The following is a 25,651-nucleotide window of genomic DNA, read 5'->3' on the forward strand; positions in this document are numbered from 1 at the left end:
AGTATGCTCATTCCCCCATTCAATATGGCCGACCGACAGGGGCTTGCATGTCCATTGATCTCGATACCATTCACGCGGAACTTCCCCCAATGCCGGATACGATCCGGATGGTTGTTTCCGATATGGATGGAACGCTCCTGACACCGGAAAAGACAATCGCTCCGTCTACGATGGCGATGGCAAAGGAGCTTCAGAAGCGCGGTATTCCGCTCTGTCTGGCAAGTGCGCGGCCACCGGCTGCGATGACAAAATACATTTCACAACTCGGCTTGAGCGGTCAAAACGCTGGTTTCAACGGTGGCATTATTTTTGCGCCGGATGGAACACCAACGGTCAGCCGTGTCCTTTCCCGGGATGTTCTCTCCGTGGTGCATGACATGCTGCATGTTCACGGGATCGAGACCTGGCTGCTGCGTCAGTCTTACTGGATGGTCAGTGATGTCGCGACACCGTTTGTGGAGCATGAACGCCGCATTACCGGTTTGACGCCACATCAGGTGCCGGATCTTCGTCATGAATTCGACGGGATCGGCAAAGTCATGGGCGTTAGCAACGACTACGATCTGCTTCAGCGTGTCGAAACGGAACTTGCGGCCATGCTCCGGGGGGAGGCAAGTGTGCGGCGTTCTTCAGAAATGCTGCTCGACATTACGCCTGCGCTTGCCAACAAGGGCGAAGCCGTGCGTGAACTGGCCCGCGCCCATGGCGTGGAGCCCCATGAAGTGGCCTGCCTGGGTGATGCCCATAACGACCTGCCGATGTTTGCCGTCGCAGGGTTGGGTATTGCGATGGGGCAGGCTGAAGAAGACGTAAGAGCCGCTGCCCAGGTTTTTACAGACACCAATGAACGCGATGGCTGGGCCAAAGCTGTCGAGCGTTACATTCTGCCAAGGGTCCGCAACACATGACGAGCGATATCCGTACAGCAACGCTGGAAACACTGCCTGATTCAGAAGCAGTCGCCCTTCGGATGGCGGATCTTCTGGTAGAAGGTGTTCTCGCCAAGACGGACGGAAAATTCCGTGTTGCCTTATCTGGTGGATCAACGCCCAAGCGCCTGTTTGAACTCCTGGCCGAACCGGAACTTGCAAAGCGTATTCCCTGGGAGCGCGTCGAGATCTTCTACGGAGATGAGCGGCATGTTCCCGAGGGACACCCGGACAGCAATCATGCAGTTGGGCAGTCTGTGCTGATCAGCCGCGTGCCGGTTCCCGCAGGCAATGTCCATCCAATGCCGACAGGTTCAACTGTCGAAGCCGATGCAAAGACCTACCAGAAGACGCTTGAGACGGCCTATGGCGCGACCAGACTTGATCCGGCTCGTCCGCTGTTTGATCTCGTGATGCTGGGTCTGGGAACAGATGGTCATACTGCCTCGCTGTTTCCAGGTGAGCCTGTGCTGCAGGAAAAGACGGCATGGGTGGGAACGGCGGCTCCAAAGACTGCACCGCATGAACGCATTACACTGACATATCCGGCGATCGCTTCCAGCGCTCTGGTGGTTTTCCTTGTGACCGGGGCCTCCAAGGTTGAGATGCTCAAGCGTCTGCGGGACGGGGATAAGAGTCTGCCATCCGCGAATGTGACCAGTGAAGGTCGTATTGTCATTCTGGCGGACCGTGCCGCAACGGGAGACGCGGCATGAGTTCGGATATGGAAACCCACAAGCGTACCGCAGCCCGGCAAGCAGCAGATATGGTCAAAAGCGGGATGGTTGTCGGCCTCGGAACGGGCAGCACCGCGACTTACATGATCGAGCGACTGGGTGAGCGGATCACGGAAGGTCTTCACATTGTGGGGATTCCAACGTCCGAAGACAGTGCCCGCAAGGCGAAGAAAGCCGGTATTCCACTGACGGATTTTGCGGCTCATCGTCGGCTCGATATTGCCATTGATGGGGCGGATGAAGTCCAGCGTGGGCCGTTGCACCTGATCAAAGGCCTTGGCGGAGCACTTCTGCGGGAAAAGATTGTTGCACAGGCCGCGAAGAAATTCGTCGTCATCGTGGATGGCAGCAAGCCGGTCGATCACCTTGGCGAGCGTGCTCCGGTTCCCGTGGAAGTGATTTCTTTCGGTTGGGAATGCACGGCAGAACGGTTGTCAGCCTGCGGTGCCAAGGGCGTTAAGCCGCGGACCGACCGTGACGGAAACCTGTTTGTCAGTGACAACGGCAACATGATTCTGGATTGTACGTTCGGCCCGATTGAGGACCCGGAAGAACTGGCGCGCCAGATAGACGCGATCGTGGGTGTAGTGGAACATGGCATGTTCCTGAACATGACGTCTGAAGTTCTGGTTGCGACAGAACAGGGAGTGGAGCGATGGGAACCATAGGGACTGTTCAGTCTGTTGGAGCCATGGGAGTCAGGCCGCGGTTTCTGGTTGTTATGGGGGTTTCCGGGACGGGCAAGACAACAATTGCCACCGGCCTTGCCACCCGTCTCGGCTGGCATTTTCAAGAAGGGGATTCCCTTCATCCCCAGAGCAATGTCGACAAGATGAGTGCCGGGCAGCCGCTGACGGACGAAGATCGCAAGCCGTGGCTTGAAGTCTGTCATGAATGGCTAAAGCACGAAGTTGCACTGGGGCATGGTGCCGTGCTGACTTGTTCTGCACTGAAGCGCGTGTATCGGGAACAGTTGCGTCGTGGCTTGCCGGTCGAGTTCGTGCATGTTCGCGTTAAGCCGGACACGCTTGAAGATCGTATGGCGCATCGAACCGGGCATTTCATGCCGCCCAGCCTCCTGCCAAGCCAACTGGCGACGCTGGAAGAGCCGGGAGATGATGAACCGGTCATTCATGTTTGCGGTGAAGACCATCCGGATGTTATTCTTGAACGGTTAATCCGCCAGTTTCGGGACGAAGAAAACCAGAAGGAAGTTCATGCGGCTACTGGTTGACGCAGATGCCTGCCCTGTAAAAGATGAAATCTACCGTGTGGCAGGCCGTTATGGCCTCCAGACGCTTGTTGTTGCCAATCGCTGGATCAATATTCCCCAGTCGCCTCTGATCGAGCGCGTTGTGGTGCCGGAAGGTCCCGACGTTGCGGATGACTGGATTGCGGAACAGGCGATCGCGTTCGATATCGTCGTGACCAATGACGTGCCGCTTGCCGTCCGGTGTCTGGATAAGAGCGCGGCAGTTCTTCGACCGAATGGCGAAGAGATTGATGAACGCTCGGTTGGAATGGTCTCGGCCATGCGGGATCTGATGCATGATCTGCGCGAAACCGGCACCGTGAACACCTACAATCCCTCTTTCGGGAAAGCGGATCGAAGCCGGTTTCTTTCCGCTCTCGATACGCTCATCGTGCGACTCCGCAGGAAAGCTGTCCTTTCCAAAGTGATCCCCAGTCCCTCATAAATGATCCACAGGGACGTCCCCGGAGATGTTCCATGAATCTGGGGATAAGAGTCCGACGCTGAGGAAAAATCCCCCCATGAATCCGTTGCGTCTTGCCCAGCTTGAAATGTTCTGCGCGGTCGTTGAAACGGGGACGGTGGTGGCAGCCTCACGCATGCTGAACTGTGTGGCGTCCAACGTAACAGCGCGGCTGCGGGAACTGGAACAGCTGCTGGGGCAGGACCTGTTTACCCGCGAAAAGAACCGATTGTTTCTGACGCCGGAAGGACGATTGTTTCATCAGCGAGCGAAGGCGGTTGTGGATCAGGCTCGAGGCTTGACGGATCTGTTTTCCGAGGGATCGCCCAAGGGTGTTTTGACCGTCGGGGCACTGGATGTGGCGCTGAAGACCTATCTGCCGGACCGCGTTCCTAGGTTTCTGGCGTCAGCACCGGGTGTGGAAATCAGGATCCTGATCCGTCCAACAGATACGCTTGAGCGGATGCTGATGGATGGGGAAATCGATCTGGCTTTGACAGACGGGCCGATCGAACATCCGATGATGAGCAGTGCTTTTGCTTTTCGCGAGCATCTGGCGATTGTTTTGCCAAAAAATCAGGACATTTTACGCTCTGGTCAGGCGGTTTTCCTGTTCAACACGGACTGTCTGTACCGGCGGTATTTCGAGGCATGGCTGGAGCAGGGGGGCGTTGGTGGAGGGCTTATTCATACCATCGAATCCTATGATGTCATTCTGGCCTGTGTGGAAGCTGGATTAGGGATTTCCTGCATTCCTCAAAGTGTCCTTTCAACGTTGCAGGCAAAGCGGTGTGAGCAAGTCAACGTGCTGTATCCAGAGGATCTGCAAGGCAGCGATATTTATGCCGTCTGGCGGGAGCCTGGTCTGGGACCGCTTGGTCAGATGTTTGTGAATAGTCTGCAAGCTTTGATATGATGTTCACATAAAGTGAATGATAAGCTAATTTATCATCACTTTTAATAATCACTGCTCTTTATCAGTCTTTGATCATCGACTGAACCGGTGGCGGTCTCATGCGTCTGACACAATACAGCGCAAGACGCGTCGCCCTGAATACAGGAGCAGTCAATGGCACCGAAATACGATCTTTTTATCAATAATGAATGGGTCGCTCCGGAAACCGGTGAATGGATTTCCGTCGAGAACCCTGCAACCAAAGAAACGGTAGGGCAGGCTGCCCGGGGTGGAGAAGCAGACCTCGACCGGGCGGTAGCGGCAGCCAAGGCCGCATTCCCTGCATGGAGCCGTAAAACCGCGACCGAGCGTGCGGACTACGTCCATGTTCTCAAGGATCTCGTGAAGCGGGACAAAGAGAAGCTGGCTGAAATCATCACGTCTGAAATGGGCAAGCCGCTCAAGGAGGCTCGTGTTGAAGTTGATTTTGCGATCGGGCTTTTAAGGTTTGCCGCCGAAAATACGTTGCGGCTTCAGGGCGAAATCATTCCAGGCAGCACGCCGGATGAGAAAATCCTGATCGACCGTGTTCCCTTGGGCGTTATTGGAGCCATCACGGCGTGGAATTTTCCGTTGGCGCTCTGTGCCCGCAAGATTGCTCCTGCCATCGCCGCTGGCAACACGATCGTCGTGAAGCCTCACGAGTTGACGCCTCTCGCATCCCTTCATCTGGCGAAGCTGGTTGAGGAAGCGAAAATTCCCAAGGGTGTCGTGAATATTGTCACGGGTGACGGACCGGAAGTCGGCGTCCCGCTGGTGGCCCATCCAGACGTCAAGCTCATCACCATGACGGGTTCGACCCCAGCGGGTAAGAAGATCATGGCGGCGGCGGCGGAAACGCTGAAGGAAGTCCGACTGGAACTGGGCGGTAAGGCGCCTTTCCTCGTCATGGAAGATGCTGATCTGGAAAAAGCGGCCGAGGCCGCCGTGCAGTCCCGTTTCATGAACACGGGGCAGGTTTGCACCTGCAATGAGCGGACTTACATTCATGAAGCGGTCTATGACGAGTTTGTTCAGAAGGTTCGCCAGAAAATCGCTGATCTGAAGGTCGGGCTACCGACAGATCCGGAAACGGATATGGGGCCAAAGGTCAGCGAAGATGAACTGAAGAAAGTTCATGAAATGGTGGAAAAGGCCGTCAGGCAGGGTGCGAAGCTGGAAACCGGTGGCAAGCGCCTGACGGGCGGGGTGTACGACAAGGGCCATTTCTATGCCCCAACACTGCTGACGGATGTCTCGCAGGATATGGATATCGTCCACAACGAGGTCTTTGGCCCGGTCATGTCTCTTATCAAGGTGAAGGATTTCGATCAGGCGCTAGCCTGGGCCAATGATTGCCGTTACGGGCTGTCGGCTTATCTTTTCACGAAAGATCTGGGCCGTATTCTCCGTATGACCCGCGAACTGGAATTCGGTGAGGTCTATGTGAACCGTCCAGGCGGTGAAGCCCCGCAGGGCTTCCACCATGGCTACAAGGAAAGCGGCCTCGGCGGTGAAGACGGACAGCACGGTCTGGAAGCCTATGTGCAGACCAAGACAGTTTATCTCAACGCCTGATTTCTCTGGAGGCAGTCCCGGATGGGGCTGCCTTTCTTCATGAAAGGACCGGAAACATGGTTAAAGTTGCTGCGCTGGCCACGGATGGCCTGGAAGAAATCGAACTGACATCCCCGAAGGAAGCTTTGGGAAAAGCAGGTGCGACCGTCACGGTCATTTCCTTGAAAGCGGGTGAATTTCAGGCCGTGAATAAGGATATTTATCCGTCGAACAAAATCCATGCAGATCTGGCCATCGCTGATGCCAAGGCTTCGGATTTTGATGCCCTTCTGCTTCCGGGGGGCTTGGCGTCTCCGGATGCCCTGCGCATGAACAAAGACGTTGTGGCGTTTGTGAAGGAGTTCGTAAAAGCCAACAAGCCGATCGCCGCGATCTGCCATGGTGCGCAGACGCTGATTGAAGTGAATGAACTGCGCGGTCGAACTGTAACGTCCTGGCCGGCTATCAAAACCGATTTTCAGAATGCGGGCGCGGACTGGGTGGATACCGAAGTCGTAACAGACGGCCCCTATGTATTTTCCCGTTGCCCGGATGATCTCCCTGCTTTCAACAAGGCAATCATCAGGCATTTCAAACTCAGCTAGAGACTGAAGCTACCAAGGTTGGACGAAGGAATCATGAATGGGGTGATCGTCCACCCTGCGTGTTGATGTAATTTGCCAATGATCCTTCACAAACCGAGACTTCAAGCGACTTCCTTTGAGCGACTGCCGTAACGCCTGTCTGGCTGTCAGTGTGCCTGATAGAGCTGGCGCCTTCAGCTTCTCAAGAGAGGCGAGATCTACCTGAATAAAACATCCCGTTTTGTGAGCCAGATCCTGCAGGCGCTCGTCCATGCGCTGAACGGGGAGCGACATGGGAAGGGCATCTCTCGTGCAGGCTGCTGATGCAACGGTTGGACAGGCAAGGATCAGGACGAAAAAAGCAAGAATTCGATAAGCCATGCTGCTTCCTTCAGATAAACTATTTCTGGAGAAGTAGCGGAAAGAAAGCCGATCATGGGCGGCTTTCATCATTCCAGACATGTTTTAATTGAAACAGGCCTTGTGTCCTGGCCAATCGAACTGAAGCGATCCGTATTTGAGCAGGCCGTAAGTGAGGGCAGGAGGAATGCTACCTGTGGAGCCAAGAGTGTATCGGGCCTGATCGACAATGGAGACAGAACCTATCGAAAATGTCGTCGGAACTGTCACCATCTGGCTGGACTGACGCCCGGCAGCGCTATCGTAAAACTCATGGCTGACTGCATTGGACGCGTCAGTGGGCAAATGTGATGTCCGGATATGCAGAACCGTTTCGTTGTTATCCCCAGTATCGACCATGGCCCATTCAGACAGTGTTCCCCGCTGAAGAGGGAGAAGCCACTGGCTTGCATATCCTGCTCTTATGGAGGCCGTCACAAGATCGGCCGTGCACTGGAATGGCGCATGCAGGCCATAGGTCATGGTGTCGCGCGTTATGGTGACGTGCCGAAGCTGGCTTAGCTGTTGCAGGCCGATAACGGTTTCGTTGTTTCGGGAGATAGCGAAAAGCTGATTCAGGAAAACGGTTTTGCCAATGACAAGTGAAGGCACAACAACGAAGTTTCCGGAGTATCGGGGGCCTGACCCGTCCGATATGGCATCGGAGTGACCGATGATCCGTAGCTTATGTGTACGAGCAAATTTTTCCGGGAGAAGACCTGTCAGCGTACCGGTGCCAATCAGCGCCGGAACAGTCTCTCCATCCAGGATGACATTTGTAGACGCTGCTTTGACACCCTGCTGAGTGAAACTGGAACGGGCTGTATTGAAATTGACCGTATCCAGAAATGGCAATCGTACACCCTGGTTTGGAATGCTCTCAGCAGAGACGCTGAGTGTCATGGGTTGTGCATTGCTGAACTCAAGGCTGGGCATATGGTAATATGCACGGAGAGGCTTGAAATACTGACGTTCGATCTGTTCCTGTGAAAGTGCCCATGCGCGGATGTGGCCCTGCAAAAGCAGGTTTCCGCTCAGAGTCTGCTCAATCATGAAATCGAGCGGATTAACGGTTTTCTCCGGGTCGCCAATCGGTCCCAGTTTGCTGGCCATGGTCTTCAGAAGCAGATTGCTGGTGTCATAGTCTCCGTGCAGGCGGGCAATGGCACTCAGGCAGAAGCCCAGCATAGTCTTATGGGAGAATGTTGGCTCTCTCTGGATCAGATGTGCCAGTTCCGTCTGGATAAACTGGAGGCGGGTTTCATCCCCGTGGGCCAGTGCTTCGAAAATTCCGTAATTGTCTTCGACGTGAAGAGTCGGGGGTGCACCTGGCACCTGTTCAACCATATCTGGTGTAAAGGCATCTATAGACGCGGCACGGGCGGGCGTTATTCCAAGCATTATCGCAGTGATAAGGGCCGATATTGCGGAAACTCTTCCTGCCAGCCTTATGGCTGTACGGCTGGAAAGGATTGCACCATTCAAAGGCTTAAAATGAAATAATTTCATACAAAAAGACATAAACTGACAAAATTGAAACGTCATCCGTCTTTGTCGACAGGATCTGGGTCAGAATAAAAAAAGCGGTGTCTGATCCGCCGGTTGGTGAAGGGCTGATCAAACACCGCTTGTTCAGGGCGCGGAAAAGAGTGGGTTAAAAGGTCATATCAACAAGCTGGCGGCCCAGTGCCGGATCATCCGTGAAGAAGCCGTCGATGCCCAGGTCCAGATACCGGCGGACTTCTGCAATCATTCCCGCTGGATTGCGGGCTGCGGGGCCAGCATCGTTCCGAAGTTGGGCGGGAAGGAAATAGTTTTCCGGGCGGGCCGTGTAGGAATGAACAAGCAGGCCAGCACGGTGAGCGTCATCAACGAGTGTGCTCGGTTCGAGCCATGCACCCTTGGCATCGCGCGGGATCAGATCCGTGTTCGAAGGGCCGATGACGTCTGCGTAACGGCGAACGTCTTTGAGCCCATCCGGCGTCATCAGATCACCAAAGGTGGTTGTTTTGCCTGCTGCAGCAAGATCGGGTGGGGTTTGTTTGCGCTCACCCATCAGAAGCATCAGGCGCGTCTGAGGATTGATGGCGAGGGCCTGATCGCGGATGCGGGCAAGATTGGCCGTCTCGAAAGACTGGATTTCGAGTGGAGCCTGGCGGGTGTATTCGTGCGCCGCAATGGTCTTGAGGAAGATCGCTTCAGGATCGTGTCCCAGGCTGTGAAAATGTGTGGAGTGCTTGAGCTCCGGGATCAGACCGAAGGTCTTTCCGGTAGCGGCTGCCTGAGCGGCCACAACTTCAATGACTTCTTCAAAGGTCGGAATCTCGAAGCGGTCATTGTAGCGGGTGTTATGGACGCGCAGGGTGGCCAGACGCTCACGGGCACGCAGGGTTTTCAGTTCCGCAAGGGTAAAGTCTGTCGTGAACCAGCCAGTCTGCTTATGGCCGTCAATGGTGACGGTCTTCTTGCGATCGGCGAATTCCGGATGGTCCGCAACATCCGTCGTATCAGCAATGTTGCTTTCATGGCGAACGACCAGATGGCCGTCCTTAGTCATGACCAGATCGGGTTCGATGAAATCTGCGCCGTCCAGCATGGCCTTGGCATAGGCGCCAAGGGTGTGTTCAGGACGAAGGGCGGACGCGCCACGATGGGCAAACACCAGTGGCTTTGGCGCCAGAGAAGGAGCCGCCTTTGCGGAGCGGCTCAGGTGAAGGGCAGGAAGGGCTGCGGAAAGCAGGCCCAGAGTGCGGCGGCGCGTCAGCATGGAGCAGTCCTTACAGAGTGGCGTTCAGAGTCAGGAAGAAGCTGCGCGGGGCAACCGGGAAGGCACTGAACTGACCGGAGGTCTGGGTCGCGTTGATGGTAGACCAGGCGCGCGTGTTGGTCAGGTTGGTGATGTTACCCTGAACGCGCAGAGCTGCAATGTGCGGGATGCCATGGAACGTGTAACCCGCGTTCATGTCGAACTGCGCGAAAGGAGCCGCGTACATGTCGTTCGTGTAGGTCGCGTAGCGCTTGCCGGTCACGACGCCGATGAACTGGCCGTAAGCATTGCCCCAGTTGGTGCTGAACACGAACTTCTCAGACCATGCCGGCATGCCGACCACGTTCTTGCCAGCCGTGCGGATGGTTGTCGTGCCGGTCTTGTAGTCGTCGTTATAGGTGGACTTGTTGTAAGACAGGCCGTTGTAGAGCGAGAAATGGTCGCCGAAGTGGGAAGTGAAAGAGAAATCCATACCATCGGTCGTGACGGAGCCCACGTTTGCCAGTGTTGTGGCGGAACCAATGATGGAGGACAGGGTTTGTGTGGTGGCGACGGCCAGCAGACGGTTCGAGAAGTGAACGTGGTAGTAGGAAACCTGGCCTTCGATGGACGTCAGCGGGCCAAGATGAATCTGGCGGTGTTCACGCAGACCGGTTTCGTAAGTCCATGAGGTTTCCGGCTTGCCGTTCTTTTTGAAGTCCTCGAAAGCAGCCTGACTGGTGGCGCCCCATGGGGTGGCGTTGCCGTAACCTGCGTCCTGGAAGGAGCGCATGTTCTCCTGAATGTTGGCGAACCACTGCTCGTTCGGCGTAATGTTCCACACGGCACCGAAGGACGGCAGGAACGGGCGCTCGGCTGCAATCGTGCCACCCGGAGCAGTGACGGCATAGGACGGAGATAGCGAGCCGGCTTTTGCAGCAACAGGCAGGGTGCCGTTTGTGTAGACCAGTTCGGACTTGAAGCCGGCAGCCAGCGAGAAGTTCTTGGAAATCTGCCAGTTGTCCTGAAGATGCGTCACGAACGTATTGGTGTAGAAATTGTTCGTGTACTGGTCGATCAGGGCGTTCTGCTGACGCTCATAAGGCGTGGTTGGGTTGTTGGCGTCCAGCGGATACCAGCGACGGGCCTGCGTGTTGTTGTTGCGCTCATACCATCCGCCCACTTCGATGGAATGCTTGCCGAGATGGTAGCGCAGCGTGGAAATCAGACCGCCACGATTGTCCCAGTATTCCGTTGTACGGGTTGCGTAGCCGGAGCCACCGAAAACAGAGCTGAGATCCTGGCCTGGGAAGTAGGCCGCAAAGAGCGTTGGAAGGCCTGCTGCGGTGATCGGACCAGCGACGATGCCTTCGCCTAGATCATGATGATAATAGATCGAGTTGTCCCAATGCAGGTTAGCACTGAAATCATGCGTCCACTTGGCATAGGCGAGAAAATCTTCGCGCTGGGCAGCAGAGTAGTAGTTACGATAGTTCAGGCCTGCATTCTTGTACGCTGCCGAGTTGATATAGGATTTTGCGTAATTGAAGTTGGGATATGTGAACGGACGGACATATGTGCCGTAACCCTGCGGCAGGGTCACGCTGTCTTCGTTCGGCTCAACCTTCTGGGACCAGTCGAAGAATGCAGAGAAATGATCGTGCGCGCCGTGGTGAACGAACTTGGCATTGACCTGATAGCCGCCCTGATGACCGGCAAAGTCCCACGCGCGGGCATCCTGACGGGCGAAGGAAACGTAAGCTGAGTTGCCGTTGCCAAACTCACCCGTATCGAGACGTGCGAATGTGCGGAATGTGGACCAGCTTCCGAAAACCTGTTCGATCTGGGCGCCGCGCTTGTGAAGCGGGTCCTGCGTCGTGAATTCCATGGTGCCGCCGAGGTTCGACGTCGAGGCTGTGCCAAGACCACCGGCACCTGTGGCGATAGAGGCCGATCCGATGTTTTCGCTAATGGAGGCGCGCTGCGGAGACAGGCCGTTGTAGTTGCCGTAAGCCTGATCGCCGAGCGGGATGCCATCCAGCGTGTAACCAAGCTGTTCCTTGGCAAAACCATGCACGTAAAGGGAAGAATTCTGCTCGTTGTTGCCCCATGGGTCAGCGTTGTTGAACACAACACCTGGCAGGATCTGGAGGGCCTTGATGGGGTTGATACCTGGCAGGATGCGCTGCATCTGAACGCGTCCCAGTGTTTGCTCGGAACGGGTGCGCTTGGCCGTAATGACAAGCTGTTCGGAACCGCCTGCTACGTCTGCGGCTTTATGGGATGCTGCATGCTTCCGGCCTGTTTTGGCCGCATCAGCAGCATGAGCGGGCGGCAGTGCCATGCACACGGCCAGCGGCGAGCAGAACAGAAAGAGCAACCCTTTGTTGCGCTTGGACTTTGAAAGCATGGAAATTTTCCCGTAACGAGCCAGAATCGAAACGGGCGGAAGCTAAGCGTAATACTTCGAGATGTGTGTGAACCTCATGTGAAGGTGGCGTGACAGTTTTATGACGCCGTTTGCCAGCCTAGGCCCACGATTGCGACGCGACGTCCAAACGGAGTCTCTTGCAACACTATGACTTCCCGCTCCTCAAGATAAGCCAGTTGGCGACGGGCGCGGCCCAGGGAATGGGTACCGTAGGCACGGGCCAGAGCACTGTCATCGGGGCAGGTTTCCGAATCGAGCGCTGTACGGGCCAGTAACAGGAAGACACCCTGAACATCTTCAGGAAGCGTTGCCGCAATAGCTTCGGCTTTCTGCCAGTCCTCGCTTTCTGCTCTTTCCTGATCCAGACCAGCGCGGATGGTGGCGAGGATACGCTGGAAGCGTCCCAGATCCAGAATGTTGCGTGACAGACCCTGAATACGGGCGCGCAACTGGAAGTCCTGATATAATGTGGCAAGCGGCTTGTAGTCCGCGCCGTCTTCAGATGCGACGCCAGCAACCATGTCCCAGAGCTGGGTAATATCGACTTCCGTAATGTCTGCCGTAGCAACAGGCTCCTCTGCCTCGCGAGTTGCACCATAGGCATCAAGCTGCGCAAGAAGATCAGGTGGCGGCGGGCGCGTCTCCCGACGAGGGCGGGGTGAGAACTCATGAACGGGTTCGAGAATGATGTCCCGCAGATCTTCGGCCACGACGGGTTCCAGAGGAACCAGTAGTGGGCCGGTATTATGGCTTGCTGTTTCTACCGGGCCAATGGTTAGAAGTTTTGGCCGACGCGACAGTGCCGGACCAAGAGCCATGAACTGTCCGCGCGCTAGATCCCTGAAAGACTCTGCGGCACGGCGTTCCATGCCCAGAAGATCAGCGGCGCGGGCCATATCGATATCCAGGAAGGTTCGGCCCATCAGAAAGTTTGATGCTTCGGCTGCAACGTTCTTGGCCAGCTTGGCGAGACGCTGGGTAGCGATGACGCCGGCCAGACCGCGTTTACGGCCACGGCACATGAGGTTTGTCATGGCCCCCAGCGAGAGACGGCGAGCCTCATCGGAAGTGTCACCCCCGGCGACAGGTGCGAAAAGCTGGGCTTCATCCACGACAACGAGGGCCGGATACCAGTGCGCACGCGGCGCCTCAAACATACCGTTGAGGAACGCTCCGGCCGCACGAAGCTGCATCTCGGCTTCCACCTGCTCCAGATTGAGGACAACCGATGCACGGTGGGCTCTGACACGTTCTCCAGCGGCACGAAGGCTGGCTTCAGACTGATCTTCAACGTCAATCACCAGATGGCCATAGCGCTCCGCCAGAGTGACGAAGTCGCCTTCCGGGTCGATCATAATCTGCTGGACGAGTGTTGCGGTCTGTTCCAGCAGTCGGCGCAGAAGATGGGATTTGCCCGAGCCGGAGTTGCCCTGAACCAGCAGGCGCGTAGCCAGCAGTTCCGGCAAATCAATGCAGGTGTCTGAGCCGTCGCGGCCCTGTCCGAGAACGATGGATGTCATAGCGTCAGCGGATACCCGAAACTGACGATTCTAGCCACCCAAGGACGCCCTTTGCAGCGGCGAGGCCGGTGGAAAAACATCCCTGTAGGAGATAGCCCCCGGTCGGAGCCTCCCAGTCCAGCATTTCTCCGGCAGCGAAAACGCCAGGTCTGGAGCGGATCATAAAATGCTCGTCCAGCGCATCCTGCCGTAATCCGCCCGCTGTAGAGATGGCGCGATCCAGCGTGTCTGTTCCGGTCAGAGTGATTGGAAGTGCCTTGAGGATCTGTGTCAGTTGATGCGGCGTGGCGTCTTTGGATGTTGCATTGCGCAGGAGTTCGCGTGCTGTGCTGTCCAGCGCGAATGCCTTTCGCAGACGGTTGGAGAGGCTTTCCCGTGGGCGCTGGGCCTGCAATCGTTTCAGGGCCGCGTCTTCCGAAAGGGTAGGGCGCAGGTCCAGCAGAATGGTTACGCTGCCGTCTCTGGCAATCGCTTCCCGCAAGCGTGCGGATAGCGCGTAAAGAGCAGATCCTTCGAGGCCACGCGCAGTGATTGTCAGGTCTCCACGGCTTTTCTGGTTCTCGAAGGACAGGCCGACGGAATGAAGAATGTTGCCTTCGTGTCTGCTCAAAAAGTCCTCTGACCAGTCGGGCGTAAATCCGCAGTTGGCGGGGGCGAAGGGAGCTGTTTCGGCGGCAAACAGGTCAGCCCATTTTCCGTCTGATCCCAAACGGGACCAGCTTGCACCACCCATGGCCAGAATAATGGCGTCTGGGCTGACAGTGACAGAGCCTTCTGTAGTTTCAAAACAGATGTGTTTGCCCTCCCAACCCGTAAAGCGATGGCGGATCCTGAGGATGACGCCCTGTTTTGCGAGACGTGCCAGCCATGCGCGCAGGAGCGGGGAGGCTTTCATGCTTTTGGGAAAGACGCGCCCTGAACTGCCGCTGAAACAAGGCTGCCCTAACCCTTCTGCCCATTCGTGCAATTGATTCGGCGGGAAAGCGTGTATCGCAGGAGACAGCCAGCCCTGTGCCGCGCCATAGCGCGCCAGAAAGCGATCCAGGGGTTCGGAATGGGTCAGATTCAGGCCGCTTCTACCCGCCATAAGCAATTTCCGCCCGACGCTCGGCATCTGTTCAAAAACTTCAACCTGGCATCCGTGGGCTGAAAGGTATTCGGCAGCGAACAGTCCGGCAGGACCTGCGCCGATGATGGCAACGAAAGGGGACGTAAGGAAACGGCTCATGACTGCCTGATTGCCACGGGTTTGTCTGTTTGTCAGGCAGTCGCGCCTGAAGAGAGAATGTTCTGGAACCCAGTTCTGAGGAAACTGGTCGCAAAGAAAGGGTGTATGATGGCGTCGGCAAGGGCGGCGCCCTCTTATTATTTGACTTGGTATCATTTTTTTGGTGCGGGCGGCTTCCGGCGCTATAAATGGTCACTGCTGACGTTCGGAGATTTAGAAAATGCAGAACGCAATCCAGCGCCGGGTCGCTCAGGGACAGGGGCGTGAACCAGCCGATCTGGTGATCCGGAACGTCCGCCTGTTCGATCTTGTAACGGGCGAGCTTGTTCCGACGGACATCGCACTCTGCGGAGACCGGATTGTCGGCACCTACGGAGATTATGAGGGCCGCGTCACGATTGAGGGCAAAGGGCGCATTGCTGTTCCGGGCTTTATCGACACGCATCTGCATGTTGAATCATCGCTCGTCACACCGTTTGAGTTTGACCGCTGTGTGCTTCCCCATGGTGTAACGACAGCCATCTGCGACCCGCACGAAATGGCGAATGTGCTGGGTCGTGCCGCTTTTGACTACTTCCTGGCAGCTGCAGAACGGACAGTGATGGACCTGCGGGTCAATCTGTCGAGCTGTGTTCCTGCAACCCCGATGGAAACATCAGGTGCAACGCTGGATGCGGCCGATCTCGTGGCTTATCGCGATCATCCAAAGGTCATCGGGCTTGCGGAGTTCATGAATATCCCGGGTGTTCTGAATGGTGATCCGGGATGTCTGGACAAGCTGGCGGCTTTTGCCGGTGGCCATATTGATGGTCATGCGCCGTTGATGCACGGTAAAGCTCTGAACGGATATCTTGCGGCAGGCGTTTCCACGGACCATGAGGCGACGGCTGCTGCGGAAGCTTTGGAAAAAGTCCGGAAAGGTATGACAGTTCTGATCCGTGAAGGATCGGTCTGCAAGGATCTGGAAGCTCTGGTTCCCCTCCTTAATGTGGCGACATCCCCGTTCTTCGCGTTTTGCACAGACGACCGGAACCCACTCGAAATCGCGCATGAAGGCCATCTGGATTTCCTGATCCGCCGGGCAATCGAACTGGGTGTTGAGCCTCTGGCCGCCTATCGTGCTGCGTCGCTGTCTGCTGCCAACGCATTTGGTCTGCGGGATCGCGGGCAGATCGCGCCAGGCAAGCGGGCGGATATCGTGCTGTTGGATGATCTGGAAAAATGTCTGGTCTCAGATGTGATCTCTGCAGGACGGTTGGTTAGCGACGATCTGTTCGCACAACGTGATATTATCCCGCCTGTTGGGCTTGGCAGCGTGAAGCTTCCCGGAGCGGTGACGGCTGCGGATATGGAAATTCATGGATCTGGCGTGGATCGCCCAGTGATGGGAATTATTCCGGGGCAAATCATTACAGAGTATCTGCGTCTTACTCTGCCGGAAGCAGAGGGTCAGGTTCTGCCTGATCTGACGGCAGATGTTACGAAGGTCTGTGTCGTCGCGCGTCACGGGTATAACGACAATATTGGGCGTGGCTTTGTGAAAGGGTTTGGCCTCAGACACGGCGCCCTGGCGTCGTCTGTCGGGCATGACAGTCACAATATCTGTGTTGTGGGCACCAACGACGCCGATATGGCGGTTGCCGTAAACCGGCTGGAAGAGACTGGTGGTGGTTTTATCGCGGTGCGCGATGGTCAGGTTCTGGCTGAACTGCGACTGCCTGTCGCCGGTCTGATGAGTGATGCGCCGTTCGAGCAGGTTCGGGACGACCTGCTTGTTCTGCGCAAGGCCTCAAAAGAGATGGGCGTGTCTTTGGAGGAGCCGTTCCTGCAACTGGCTTTCCTGCCTTTGCCGGTCATTCCTCATCTCAAGATCACGGATCTTGGCATGATCGATGTTCGGACCATGGAATTCGTATAACATATAAAAAAGCCCGCCTCCCTGTAGAGAGGCGGGCTTTTTCGACAATCCTGAAGGACGTCTTCAGTGCGTGGATGCACCAGTCGCATTCGCGATGCCCTGCTGGGCGCTCGTTGCTGCGTTGGACGTCGCATGACCCACGGCGCTAACGTCCTGACCCGCGCCACGCGTCGTGTTGCAAGCGGACAGGGAGACAGCCGTTCCCGTCAGCAGAGCAGAAACGAGCATCAGGCGGGCGAACGTGGATTTGCGGTTGTTGGTCATGCTGGCATGTCCTTCTTCTGAATGTTTCAGTTCAAACATAACTGTCTGTCTTGCCGGAAAGTTGCGTTTTTCTTTTTTCCCGATGTTCGGAAAATGGGATGTCTGTAATGCGTCATGGTGGGCACACTGATTTCCAGTTATGGAAATCTCACAAATCACATAAAATTATGATGATGTAACTAATTTAATGTTATATAGGGGGCGAATGAACCAGTCGTCGTATGACGAAGGGGTAATTCTTTCCTTTCAGCGGCATGTCCTGCGAGGGTGCCGGAGTTCCTTTCCATGAGTGATGCAACATTTCACGCTCAACCCGTTGCGGTACGTCCTCCCATGGTCGGACGTATGATGCTGGCTGTTGCGCTGGCGGCCATTGCGGGGCTGATGTTCGGCTTGGATATCGGTGTGATTTCCGGTGCTCTGGGCTTCATCAAGACCGAGTTTCAGGCGTCCGATTTCGAACTGTCCTGGATTGTGTCGTCCATGATGGTTGGTGCGACGGTTGGCGCCCTGCTCGCAGGCCGCATGTCCTATGCATTGGGGCGTCGCAAGTCCCTGACCTACAGCGCGGCCATGTTCGTCATCGGGGCGATCCTCTGCGCTGTTGCGCACTCGGTGGCCATTCTGATCATCGGACGCGCCATTCTTGGCCTGGCAATCGGTATCGCCAGTTTTGTCGCTCCGCTCTACATTTCCGAAATCGCGGATGAGAGCCGTCGCGGCAGTCTGATTTCAATGTATCAGCTTATGATCACCACCGGCATTCTCCTGGCCTTCGTATCCAATGCCGTCCTGTCTTACAGCGGCTCATGGCGCTGGATGCTGGGCATTGTCGGTGTTCCGGGAGCGCTGTTCCTGATCGGCTCCCTGTTCCTGCCGGACAGCCCACGCTGGCTCATGCTGCGCGGTCGGGATGAGGAAGCCTTGAAAACGCTCAGCACGCTGCGCCATACGCATCAGCATGCTCATGCGGAAATCCAGAATATTCGGGACCAGTTGAACTCGCAGGCCAAGCAGCGCGGTCTGGCCATGTTCCTTGAAAACCCGAACTTCCGCCGGTCTGTCATGCTGGGGATTGGCCTGCAGGTCGTGCAGCAGTTCACGGGCATCAACGTGGTCATGTACTATGCCCCACGAATTTTCGCAGAAGTCGGGTTCGGCCAGGATGGACAGATGTGGGGAACGGCAACGGTTGGTCTGGTGAACTGCCTTGCGACTTTCATTGCCATTGCTTTTGCTGACCGTTGGGGCCGCCGCCCGATGCTGATCGCCGGATTTGCCATTATGGCTGCCGGACTAGGTATTCTGGCCATGCTGATGGGAATGGGCGACCATGCAAGTTCTCTGACGCATTACCTCGCAATCTCGGTTCTGCTTTGCTTCATCGCGGGCTTTGCCTTCTCTGCTGGCCCACTGATCTGGATCCTGTGCGCGGAAGTGCAGCCTCTTCAGGGGCGTGATTTTGGGATTACCTGCTCAACCGTGACCAACTGGGGAACGAACATCATCGTCGGTGCGACATTCCTTGGCCTGTTGAGCACGCTCGGCTCTTCAAACACCTTCTGGCTCTATGCCGGTCTGAACGCCCTGTTCATCATCGTGACGCTGCTGTTCGTACCTGAAACGAAGGGTGTTTCTCTGGAGACGATCGAAAGTCGTCTTAATAATGGCTACCGCCTGCGGGATATTGGGCGGTAAAGCTGCTCCAGTTTCTTATGAAAAAGGCCTCTCCCGAAACGGAGAGGCCTTTTGTTTATCAGGTAGTTTTTCGGATGGCTCAGGCCGGATTGATGGCGACTGTGGCTTCACTGGTCAGCACGCGGAAGGTGAAGCTTTCCTGGATGTAAAGGTCAACCGTCTCGGCCGTATGACCCAGATAGCCGATCGAGAAATCCTGCCCGATATCGAGTGCCAGATCACCGCCACGTGTTGTGACAACAAACGCGCCTTCAATGGCAGGCGCCCAGATGATCTTGCCGTCGATCATGCTCTCAAGATGCCTGCGGACCGGATACCCATCATCATCGCCACCGCTGACAGCCTGATAGGCTTTGGCACCGAGAACGATGGAATAGGGTCCGTTGACGCCAGCCAGACGCAACTCGTTCAGGGCATCAGCGATGACGTGGGAATAGTCCTGAATGCTTGCTGGAAGTGTGAGAGGCGTGTTGGACGTTGCTTCGCGGATACCCTTGATGCCAGCCGGGGCGTAGCCGTTGAAAATGGCGCGGTCTTCAGCAAACGCGATCTTCTGGGCGGCATCCTTGACGGGCTGCCAGTCGGAATCTTCTGACCCTCTGTCCACGGCATCAATTTCATCCCGCGAAAGCGTAAAAGGGACGCGCAGTTCGACAACGGGAAGAACCTGACGCAGGGACGCACTGATCCCGTCGTTTGGAGCGTCGATGGCGATGATGCGCCCCGTTTCAACGGCCGAGAACTTTTCGCCCTTGGGCTCGGATGTGTCCACGATGCGGCGACCCGCCAGATGACGGCGCAGCGTGCGGGAGGCTTCATCCTCGATCTGCGCCCATGCGGCTGTTGAAATCGGGGCGAGATGACGGTGGAGATTGTTCATGTCAGTGATCCTTTTTCAACGAACCGATACCTAGTGAGCCGGATAGTTTTGAATCTGTGGCGGCTTGCGCGGGAGCAGGGAACTGTTCAGCCGTAGGGGCAGGCATGTCCGGAGCGTTATCCAGAAAGTCCGCCGTGGGAATGAAGAAGAGATTGCCTGTAACGGCGCGGCTGACGTCCAGAATGCGATCGTAATTACCGACCGGCTTTCCGATGAACATGTTACGGAGCATCTGTTCGATACGAGACGGGGATTTGGCGTATCCAATGAAGTACGTGCCGTATTCCCCTTTGCCGACTTCACCGAACGGCATGTTGTCCCGCACGATCTGAAGCTGCTCGCCGTTTTCTTCGATGTTGGTCAGAACATTATGAGCGTAGCTGGGCTTGTCGGCTTCACGGAGTTCAATGTCCGAAAGCTTCTTTCGACCAATGATGTGTTCCTGCACTTCCGTCGGAATAGCGTTCCATTTCTTCAGGTCATGCAGGTATTTCTGGATGATAACGTAGCTGCCACCCGCGAAATCCGGATCTTCGTCGCCAATCAGCGTGCAGTCGAGCGCCGCCTGACCGGACGGGTTTTCTGTTCCGTCCACAAAGCCGAGCAGGTCACGTTCATCGAAATATTTGAAGCCATGAACTTCATCGATGATCTTGCCTGCACCTTCCAGTCTGGATGCGATCGTGGCGGCCAGTTCAAAGCACAGATCCATGCGCGCAGCACGGATATGGAACAGCATGTCACCGGGCGTGGAGGGGGCGTCATGAACGCCGCTGATTGCCTCGAACGGGTGAAGATCCTTAGGCATGGGAGCGCCGAAAAGCCGCGTCCATGCGTCTGCGCCAATGCCCGTTACGCAGGAGAGGCGCCCATCGGGAATACGAAAGCCGACGCCACGAACCAGGGAGGACATGTCCCCGAGCAACTCGCGGATCTGCGTGCCGTCGGAAAGAGTTTCATCCAGTGTCGCGACAAGGAAAACAGAGGCACTGGTCAGTGTTGCTGCGACAGGTTGAGGATTCTGCAAGGCTCTCAGATCTTCTTTACAAAGTGTTGAAGCGTTCTGAGATCACCATAGGAGGGAAACGGATTAAGGCAAGGTTCTGACGGAAGATCCTATGCCCGAATGGCTGTTACCACTTGTCCTTCGAGCCACCCCCGCCGGAATCTCCGCCACCGGATCTGTAGCTGTTCCTGTTCCCGGAGGTGCCGCTTCCGCGAGAGTTATTGCGGGCGGCGGCGGAGAGAATATTGATAAGGAGGTTCAAAAGAACATCCCATGGAACACTGATAAGAAAGCGGTCCAGTCCGGACAGAGGCTCGCCCCGGCTTGCTCGGCGTTGCGCCCGGATCGTGAAGACGGTTCCGAAAAGGAACAGTACCAGTCCACCACCGCCAAGAAGCATGGCCGTGTTGGAAAACGTGACGGCTTCGTCAGGTACTGCGGGTTCCTGCACTGAGGTATCGCTCTTGCGCAGTGTTTCGCCGATCGTATCGACCATGCCGTTCAGTGCGGCAGCATAGTGTCCGGCTTTCAGGTCGGGTCGTGCCGCGACGAGAATGGTGTGTGTCTGAAGATCTGTCAGATCGCCTTCAAAGCCATACCCGACTTCAATGCGGGACTGTGTGTCCGGAATATCCAGAACGATCAGCAGACCGTTATCCTGCCCTTTCTGTCCGATGCCCGAAGCATGGAAAGTCTCATTGGCATATTGGTCGATGTCCTCAACGTGGCCGGGAAGATCGATCAGGATATGCGGGTGGCTCGGAAGCGTTTCACGGAGGGTCGTGAGTTTCTCAATCAGTTGGTCCCGTTCCGCGTCTGACAGAACATTGTGCGGGTCAGTGACAAGCTGAGTGAGCGGGGCTGCTTCTGCTGTGCCAGCCAAGGGAAGGTACAGCAGGGCGAGCGCACAGAACACAGGATGCAGACTGCGCGTGAGCAGGGAACGGGTCAGGGTCAGCACAGTCTGCATGGTAGTTCTGTCAGGTCAGTGTTTTGAAAAATCGACGACGGGCGGCGTCTGGGCAGCCGGTGAGGCTTCGTAATAGACGCGCTGGTGATAGCCCATCACGCCGGCCAGAAGGTTGCCGGGGAAGTGCATGACCGTCTGGTTGTAGGACAGAATGGCCTGCTGAAGGCGCTGACGAGCCACGGTGATGCGGTTCTGTGTGCCTTCAAGCTGCACCATCAGGCTTGAGAAGTTCTGGTTGGCCTGAAGCTGTGGGGACTGCTCGGCAACGGCGGTGATGGCCTTGATCTCCTGAGCGTTGCGCGTCTGGGCATCCAGGATTTTTTTCTGAAGAGCTTCGTCACTGACCGAACGTGGATCAATGCGATTCAGCGGCGTTTCACCGGAGCGGGCAGCGGCATAGTCGGTCAGGGTGTCATGCTCGTGTGTGGCATAGCCTTTGACCGTGTTGACCAGGTTGGGAATCAGGTCTGACTGACGCTGCACTTCGTTCTGAAGCTGGCCCATCTGTTCCTGAACGCGCTGGTCTGCACCCATGAAGCGATTGTAGTTCGATCCCATCAGGATAATGAGCCCGATGACCAGAATCGCCGGAATGAGAAGTTTTTTCATCAAGAGTCCTCTGAAATCAAAAATCGGATCATCACTCTGACGGTAGAAGAAAGAGCCAGTCGTGAGAGTCTGTTCCTGAGATCTTTACAACAGATGGGACTGAACGAAAAAACGTTTCTTTTTCGTGTACGATGAAACCCGAAGTATTGGGGTCGTTTGCTACGTTATATCATGGTGAGGCGTTGGTTTTATTTGAAGTTCTGGCGGTCTTTTGCGGGGCCGGGAGCCTGTTATGGGGAAGGGATTTCAAGCATCTGGTATCACGCGCAATCATGCGGCATTAAGGCGGCATGAAACTGCGCTTCGCCCCTTCGCCTACGGGCTATCTTCATGTTGGCAATGCCCGTCAGGCTGTGGCCAACTTCCTGTTTGCCCGTCGTCATGGCGGCAAGTTCCTGCTGCGGATCGACGATACGGACGTCGCACGGAGCAAGCCTGAGTATGAGGAGGCCATCCGCAAGGATCTTGCGTGGCTTGGCCTGGACTGGGATGAAGAAGCCCGTCAGTCCTCGCGGATGGAGCGGTATGCAGCGGCGATCGACAAGCTGAAAGCCTCTGGTCGACTGTATCCGTGCTTCGAGACGGAATATGAGCTGAATGCCAAGCGCGAGATGCGCATTCGGGCTGGCAAGGCACCGATCTATGATCGCGCCATGCTGAAACTGACGCCGGATCAGCGCGCGCGTGCGGAAGCCAATGGCAAGACGCCGCACTGGCGCTTCAAGCTGACGGATGGCAGTCGCAAGTGGCAGGATCTCGTCATGGACGATTGCTCCGTCAAGCTGACGGCAATCTCCGATCCAGTCTTGATCCGCGCAGATGGCACGATCCTCTATACGCTCGCCTCAGTTGTTGATGATCTGGAAATGGGCATCACGCATATCGTCCGTGGCGAAGATCACCTGACGAATACGGGTGTCCAGATCGACATTGCTGAAGCTCTGGGTGCAAAGCCGGATCGCTTCACCTTTGCGCATCTGCCGCTCCTGCTGGATTCTGATGGTGGAAAGCTGTCCAAGCGTTTCGATGCGCTGGGCCTGAAATCGTTGCGTCAGGATGGGATCGAGCCGATGTCCATCGTGGCGTATCTGGCGCGCGTCGGTACGTCTGATGATCCGGAAGTCATGACGATGGAAGAGGCCATTGCGGCCTACGAAATCTCCCATGTCTCCAAGTCTGCCGCGCGGTTCGATATGCGCCAACTGCTTGCTCTGAACCGCAAGGCTCTGCACAGCCTGCCGTTCTCGGTCGCCAAGGCTCATCTTCCAGCCGAGGCGACGGAAGAGTTCTGGAATGCAGTGCGTGGCAATGTCGATCTGACGGCAGAAATCCCGCATTGGTGGGATGTGACGCAGGGCACGATTGTCCCGCCATCACAGCCGGAAGACCGTGAGTTCCTGCAACAGGCGCTCGAGACTCTTCCCGCTGAGCCTTGGGGTGAAGACACCTGGAAGGACTGGACGACAGCTCTGAAGGACAAGTCAGGCCGAAAGGGTAAAGCCCTGTTCATGCCGCTCCGTCTGGCGCTGACGGGGGAGGACAATGGGCCGGAACTGCATGTTCTGCTGGGCCTGATGGGCCATGCGCGGACTGTGTCACGTCTTCAGGACGCTATCGGCGCGTGATTTAGGATGGGAATGCCCTTTGATTGGGGGCATTCCCAATGTCGAGTCTTAGATTGGCTCGACGCTCCAGAAAGCTTCCCAGCTTTCGCCGGGCTGGAGATGAAGCAGACCTGGCTTTTCTGAAAAATTTCCGGCGAAACCAACGGGTGTGGCGTAGCCGTACCAAGGTTCGATGCATAGGAAACCTGCGCCCGGCTTGGTCCAGATGCCAAGATCCTTGAACCCGTCCCAGCGGACGCGGAGGCCGCTGCCGTCCGGGCCTGTGAAATCGACGGCCTTGCTGTGGGCATCCAGCATGATGATGGCATCAGCTTCGAACAGGGTGTCTGCCAGCGGAAGAATACGATCCGTGATTGGGGAAGGGACGCCCTCTGGTAGCAGACCGTCCGGACTGATGCGCCGGATTTGAGCGGCTTCGGCCTTCTCGAAAGTCAGACGATGCCCGGCGCGTCCGGCGTCAGGCTTGAGTGGCCACATGAACGCCGGATGCACGCCAAGCGAGGCATGAAGCGTAGCGTCTTCAGAGGGATTGGTCAGAACATAGCCGACATGCAGGCCAGTGTCTTCCATCCGGTAGATGAGATGCAGGCGGAACGCAGCAGGAAACAGCGTTTGCGTGTCGGGAGTGTCTTCCAGTTCCAGAACACAGCCGGTTTCCGTGCGCTCCAGCCAGCGGAAGGTCATGTCACGGGCGAAGCCGTGCTGTTTCAGCGTTACGGGCTGTCCGTTGAGGGTGGTGTTTTCAGGAGGCTTGCCGACGATCGGAAACAGGACCGGAGAATGACGCTCCCATGCGGGGCCAGCATTCCAGAGGAGGTCCTGGCCAGAAGCGGTGCGTAGGGAGGTCAACTCTGCGCCATGAGCGGAAACGGTTGCCGTCAGGCCATTTTTTCCAAAGCTGTGCTGGGTGTCAGACATGGTGATGGTGCCTTTCATGCGCTGTGGACGGATCAATCGGTTCGTGGTCCCCGTGTTCGGTTGTGTGGAACCGGGTGAAGTCGACCTCGACCCTGCCGTCCGGGCGGTGATGGATCATGTCCGAGAAACGGTATCCGTGTTTCACATGGCCGATCTCGTAGGCATGTCGTGCAAAGAGTGTCTGGGAGGAGATTTCGTCTGTTCCATCCATCGTGATGATGATCTCTGCATTCTGGTCAATGAGCGTGTCTGCGGACAGGCCATAAAGCGGGCTGGTCTCATCAATCATGTGTGTGGCGTTCAGGCTGATCCGGAAGATGGGCACATGGGACTGGATCAGCGTGAGCCTGTCGAAACGGCGCACCAGTCGGCCATGATCGTCCGGCATCAGGCGCGTCAGGGTCATTTCAACATTGGCGGACAGGATCAGCGTGCGACGACGATTGGCGATGCGGATGGTGAGTGTCGGGATCAGATCATCGTAGGACACGACAGCAACATGGCTGAACAGGATACGGGCCCGGGGCCGGGAAAAACGTGCGAACACCAGCCCGGTGGCAAGCGCGTTGAGCATCATCCCGGCGAGCACTTCGAAAGACACAATGGTGTTGGTCAGCCGTCCGACTGGCGCCATCGTACCGTATCCGACGGTTGAAATCGTCTGGACGCTGAAGAACACGTCATCGAGGAAATCCCCATGCGGGACGCCGCTGACGCTGTTGGGGATGATGTAATAAAGAGCGGCAAAACCGATATTGATGACTAGATACAAAAGGAGGGACGCCCAGAAGAATGTCCCCCATGTCATGGTCATCAGGTGGTGGTAGAGGTCTCCGAAGGAGCCCTCTTTCAGACCGGTGCGAATAATGTCGCCCCGGCCGTTTTCTTCCAGAACATGGGCCCGGATGCGGTTGGCCGTTTCGACCACCAGCGCCTCAGGCCGTGGATGCATCCGTTGCCTGTGTCGCCAGTGGATCATGGTC

24 protein-coding genes are annotated in these 25,651 nt (G+C 56.4%); 11 read left to right on the forward strand and 13 right to left on the reverse strand.

Annotated features, from left to right (window positions below; all coding sequences use genetic code 11):
- Positions 1–47: 47 nt before the first annotated feature.
- From J4P41_RS01170 to J4P41_RS01205, 8 genes are all read left to right on the forward strand, one after another.
- Complete coding sequence (locus J4P41_RS01170; protein WP_034881084.1) at positions 48–908, forward strand: Cof-type HAD-IIB family hydrolase; 861 nt, start codon at positions 48–50, stop codon at positions 906–908.
- Positions 905–1,645 carry a 6-phosphogluconolactonase gene (gene pgl / locus J4P41_RS01175; RefSeq protein WP_426065816.1) on the forward strand — a complete coding sequence of 247 codons (741 nt, stop codon included), beginning with the start codon at positions 905–907 and terminating at the stop codon, positions 1,643–1,645. The genes J4P41_RS01170 and pgl overlap by 4 nt, the downstream gene beginning before the upstream one ends.
- A complete protein-coding gene (rpiA, locus tag J4P41_RS01180; RefSeq protein ID WP_426065817.1) occupies positions 1,642–2,334 on the forward strand; it encodes a ribose-5-phosphate isomerase RpiA in 693 nt (230 codons plus the stop codon). Before pgl ends, rpiA begins: the two co-directional genes overlap by 4 nt.
- Entirely contained in the window at positions 2,322–2,900 is a 579-nt protein-coding gene (locus J4P41_RS01185) for a gluconokinase (RefSeq protein ID WP_034881086.1), read from the forward strand. Before rpiA ends, J4P41_RS01185 begins: the two co-directional genes overlap by 13 nt.
- Entirely contained in the window at positions 2,884–3,363 is a 480-nt protein-coding gene (locus tag J4P41_RS01190; RefSeq protein WP_426065818.1) for a YaiI/YqxD family protein, read from the forward strand. Before J4P41_RS01185 ends, J4P41_RS01190 begins: the two co-directional genes overlap by 17 nt.
- A gap of 76 nt (positions 3,364–3,439) precedes the next feature.
- Complete coding sequence (locus J4P41_RS01195; RefSeq protein ID WP_426065819.1) at positions 3,440–4,297, forward strand: LysR family transcriptional regulator; 858 nt, start codon at positions 3,440–3,442, stop codon at positions 4,295–4,297.
- A 153-nt stretch (positions 4,298–4,450) separates the two neighbouring features.
- Positions 4,451–5,893 (forward strand): aldehyde dehydrogenase, encoded by a 1,443-nt coding sequence (aldA, locus tag J4P41_RS01200; RefSeq protein WP_426065820.1) that lies wholly within the window; start codon positions 4,451–4,453, stop codon positions 5,891–5,893.
- A gap of 56 nt (positions 5,894–5,949) precedes the next feature.
- Positions 5,950–6,477, forward strand: a complete 528-nt coding sequence (locus tag J4P41_RS01205) for a type 1 glutamine amidotransferase domain-containing protein (protein ID WP_426065821.1) — start codon at positions 5,950–5,952, stop codon at positions 6,475–6,477.
- 9 nt (positions 6,478–6,486) lie between these two features.
- On the opposite strand, the gene J4P41_RS01210 is transcribed toward J4P41_RS01205, so the two are convergent.
- The 6 genes from J4P41_RS01210 to J4P41_RS01235 all read right to left on the reverse strand — a co-directional run bounded on the left by J4P41_RS01210 (position 6,487) and on the right by J4P41_RS01235 (position 14,780).
- On the reverse strand, positions 6,487–6,837 hold the full coding sequence (locus tag J4P41_RS01210; protein WP_426065822.1) for an STN domain-containing protein: 351 nt from the start codon (positions 6,835–6,837) through the stop codon (positions 6,487–6,489).
- Between the two features lie 84 nt (positions 6,838–6,921).
- Positions 6,922–8,256, reverse strand: a complete 1,335-nt coding sequence (locus J4P41_RS01215; RefSeq protein WP_426065823.1) for a hypothetical protein — start codon at positions 8,254–8,256, stop codon at positions 6,922–6,924.
- A gap of 253 nt (positions 8,257–8,509) precedes the next feature.
- Positions 8,510–9,622: a glycerophosphodiester phosphodiesterase family protein gene (locus J4P41_RS01220; RefSeq protein ID WP_426065824.1), complete on the reverse strand. Its 1,113-nt coding sequence runs from the start codon at positions 9,620–9,622 to the stop codon at positions 8,510–8,512.
- Between the two features lie 10 nt (positions 9,623–9,632).
- Positions 9,633–12,011, reverse strand: a complete 2,379-nt coding sequence (locus tag J4P41_RS01225) for a TonB-dependent receptor (protein ID WP_426065825.1) — start codon at positions 12,009–12,011, stop codon at positions 9,633–9,635.
- Between the two features lie 98 nt (positions 12,012–12,109).
- Complete coding sequence (locus J4P41_RS01230) at positions 12,110–13,552, reverse strand: helicase HerA domain-containing protein (RefSeq protein ID WP_426065826.1); 1,443 nt, start codon at positions 13,550–13,552, stop codon at positions 12,110–12,112.
- Positions 13,553–13,556: 4 nt separating this feature from the next.
- Entirely contained in the window at positions 13,557–14,780 is a 1,224-nt protein-coding gene (locus J4P41_RS01235; protein ID WP_426065827.1) for a TIGR03862 family flavoprotein, read from the reverse strand.
- A 220-nt stretch (positions 14,781–15,000) separates the two neighbouring features.
- Between J4P41_RS01235 and ade the strand changes: the two genes are divergently transcribed.
- Entirely contained in the window at positions 15,001–16,698 is a 1,698-nt protein-coding gene (gene ade / locus J4P41_RS01240; RefSeq protein ID WP_426065828.1) for an adenine deaminase, read from the forward strand.
- Between the two features lie 63 nt (positions 16,699–16,761).
- On the opposite strand, the gene J4P41_RS01245 is transcribed toward ade, so the two are convergent.
- Positions 16,762–16,962: an entericidin A/B family lipoprotein gene (locus tag J4P41_RS01245; protein WP_026017390.1), complete on the reverse strand. Its 201-nt coding sequence runs from the start codon at positions 16,960–16,962 to the stop codon at positions 16,762–16,764.
- 285 nt (positions 16,963–17,247) lie between these two features.
- Here J4P41_RS01245 and J4P41_RS01250 point away from each other — a divergent pair, with 285 nt between their 5' ends.
- Positions 17,248–18,660, forward strand: coding sequence for a sugar porter family MFS transporter (locus J4P41_RS01250; protein WP_010501158.1), 1,413 nt, complete (start codon positions 17,248–17,250; stop codon positions 18,658–18,660).
- A 79-nt stretch (positions 18,661–18,739) separates the two neighbouring features.
- Here the strand turns inward: J4P41_RS01250 and J4P41_RS01255 are convergent, their stop codons facing one another.
- The 4 genes from J4P41_RS01255 to J4P41_RS01270 all read right to left on the reverse strand — a co-directional run bounded on the left by J4P41_RS01255 (position 18,740) and on the right by J4P41_RS01270 (position 22,125).
- Entirely contained in the window at positions 18,740–19,540 is an 801-nt protein-coding gene (locus J4P41_RS01255) for a family 1 encapsulin nanocompartment shell protein (protein WP_426065829.1), read from the reverse strand.
- A gap of 1 nt (position 19,541) precedes the next feature.
- The gene (locus J4P41_RS01260; protein ID WP_426065830.1) at positions 19,542–20,567 is read right to left on the reverse strand and encodes a Dyp-type peroxidase; all 1,026 of its coding nucleotides are present in this window, start codon (positions 20,565–20,567) and stop codon (positions 19,542–19,544) included.
- Between the two features lie 106 nt (positions 20,568–20,673).
- Positions 20,674–21,516 (reverse strand): TPM domain-containing protein, encoded by an 843-nt coding sequence (locus tag J4P41_RS01265; protein ID WP_426065831.1) that lies wholly within the window; start codon positions 21,514–21,516, stop codon positions 20,674–20,676.
- Between the two features lie 15 nt (positions 21,517–21,531).
- Positions 21,532–22,125 (reverse strand): LemA family protein, encoded by a 594-nt coding sequence (locus J4P41_RS01270; RefSeq protein WP_007282522.1) that lies wholly within the window; start codon positions 22,123–22,125, stop codon positions 21,532–21,534.
- Positions 22,126–22,415: 290 nt separating this feature from the next.
- Here J4P41_RS01270 and gltX point away from each other — a divergent pair, with 290 nt between their 5' ends.
- Positions 22,416–23,750: a glutamate--tRNA ligase gene (gene gltX, locus J4P41_RS01275; protein ID WP_426065832.1), complete on the forward strand. Its 1,335-nt coding sequence runs from the start codon at positions 22,416–22,418 to the stop codon at positions 23,748–23,750.
- 48 nt (positions 23,751–23,798) lie between these two features.
- Here gltX and J4P41_RS01280 read toward each other — a convergent pair whose 3' ends face one another.
- Together J4P41_RS01280 and J4P41_RS01285 are read right to left on the reverse strand one after the other, a co-directional pair.
- Complete coding sequence (locus tag J4P41_RS01280; RefSeq protein WP_426065833.1) at positions 23,799–24,668, reverse strand: aldose 1-epimerase family protein; 870 nt, start codon at positions 24,666–24,668, stop codon at positions 23,799–23,801.
- Positions 24,661–25,647 carry an ion channel gene (locus J4P41_RS01285; protein WP_231875851.1) on the reverse strand — a complete coding sequence of 329 codons (987 nt, stop codon included), beginning with the start codon at positions 25,645–25,647 and terminating at the stop codon, positions 24,661–24,663. The genes J4P41_RS01280 and J4P41_RS01285 overlap by 8 nt, the downstream gene beginning before the upstream one ends.
- Between the last annotated feature and the right edge of the window lie 4 nt (positions 25,648–25,651).

It is taken from the genome of Gluconobacter sp. NFX36 (genome assembly GCF_049887835.1).
GTDB classification, from domain to species: domain Bacteria; phylum Pseudomonadota; class Alphaproteobacteria; order Acetobacterales; family Acetobacteraceae; genus Gluconobacter; species Gluconobacter japonicus_A.

Coding starts and splice junctions, on each gene's coding strand:
- J4P41_RS01170 (WP_034881084.1), top strand. CDS start 48: ATGTCCATTGATCTCGATACCATTCACGCGGAACTTCCCCCAATGCCG.
- pgl (WP_426065816.1), top strand. CDS start 905: ATGACGAGCGATATCCGTACAGCAACGCTGGAAACACTGCCTGATTCA.
- rpiA (WP_426065817.1), top strand. CDS start 1,642: ATGAGTTCGGATATGGAAACCCACAAGCGTACCGCAGCCCGGCAAGCA.
- J4P41_RS01185 (WP_034881086.1), top strand. CDS start 2,322: ATGGGAACCATAGGGACTGTTCAGTCTGTTGGAGCCATGGGAGTCAGG.
- J4P41_RS01190 (WP_426065818.1), top strand. CDS start 2,884: ATGCGGCTACTGGTTGACGCAGATGCCTGCCCTGTAAAAGATGAAATC.
- J4P41_RS01195 (WP_426065819.1), top strand. CDS start 3,440: ATGAATCCGTTGCGTCTTGCCCAGCTTGAAATGTTCTGCGCGGTCGTT.
- aldA (WP_426065820.1), top strand. CDS start 4,451: ATGGCACCGAAATACGATCTTTTTATCAATAATGAATGGGTCGCTCCG.
- J4P41_RS01205 (WP_426065821.1), top strand. CDS start 5,950: ATGGTTAAAGTTGCTGCGCTGGCCACGGATGGCCTGGAAGAAATCGAA.
- J4P41_RS01210 (WP_426065822.1), bottom strand. CDS start 6,837: ATGGCTTATCGAATTCTTGCTTTTTTCGTCCTGATCCTTGCCTGTCCA.
- J4P41_RS01215 (WP_426065823.1), bottom strand. CDS start 8,256: ATGCTTGGAATAACGCCCGCCCGTGCCGCGTCTATAGATGCCTTTACA.
- J4P41_RS01220 (WP_426065824.1), bottom strand. CDS start 9,622: ATGCTGACGCGCCGCCGCACTCTGGGCCTGCTTTCCGCAGCCCTTCCT.
- J4P41_RS01225 (WP_426065825.1), bottom strand. CDS start 12,011: ATGCTTTCAAAGTCCAAGCGCAACAAAGGGTTGCTCTTTCTGTTCTGC.
- J4P41_RS01230 (WP_426065826.1), bottom strand. CDS start 13,552: ATGACATCCATCGTTCTCGGACAGGGCCGCGACGGCTCAGACACCTGC.
- J4P41_RS01235 (WP_426065827.1), bottom strand. CDS start 14,780: ATGAGCCGTTTCCTTACGTCCCCTTTCGTTGCCATCATCGGCGCAGGT.
- ade (WP_426065828.1), top strand. CDS start 15,001: ATGCAGAACGCAATCCAGCGCCGGGTCGCTCAGGGACAGGGGCGTGAA.
- J4P41_RS01245 (WP_026017390.1), bottom strand. CDS start 16,962: ATGACCAACAACCGCAAATCCACGTTCGCCCGCCTGATGCTCGTTTCT.
- J4P41_RS01250 (WP_010501158.1), top strand. CDS start 17,248: ATGAGTGATGCAACATTTCACGCTCAACCCGTTGCGGTACGTCCTCCC.
- J4P41_RS01255 (WP_426065829.1), bottom strand. CDS start 19,540: ATGAACAATCTCCACCGTCATCTCGCCCCGATTTCAACAGCCGCATGG.
- J4P41_RS01265 (WP_426065831.1), bottom strand. CDS start 21,516: ATGCAGACTGTGCTGACCCTGACCCGTTCCCTGCTCACGCGCAGTCTG.
- J4P41_RS01270 (WP_007282522.1), bottom strand. CDS start 22,125: ATGAAAAAACTTCTCATTCCGGCGATTCTGGTCATCGGGCTCATTATC.
- gltX (WP_426065832.1), top strand. CDS start 22,416: ATGAAACTGCGCTTCGCCCCTTCGCCTACGGGCTATCTTCATGTTGGC.
- J4P41_RS01280 (WP_426065833.1), bottom strand. CDS start 24,668: ATGTCTGACACCCAGCACAGCTTTGGAAAAAATGGCCTGACGGCAACC.
- J4P41_RS01285 (WP_231875851.1), bottom strand. CDS start 25,647: ATGATCCACTGGCGACACAGGCAACGGATGCATCCACGGCCTGAGGCG.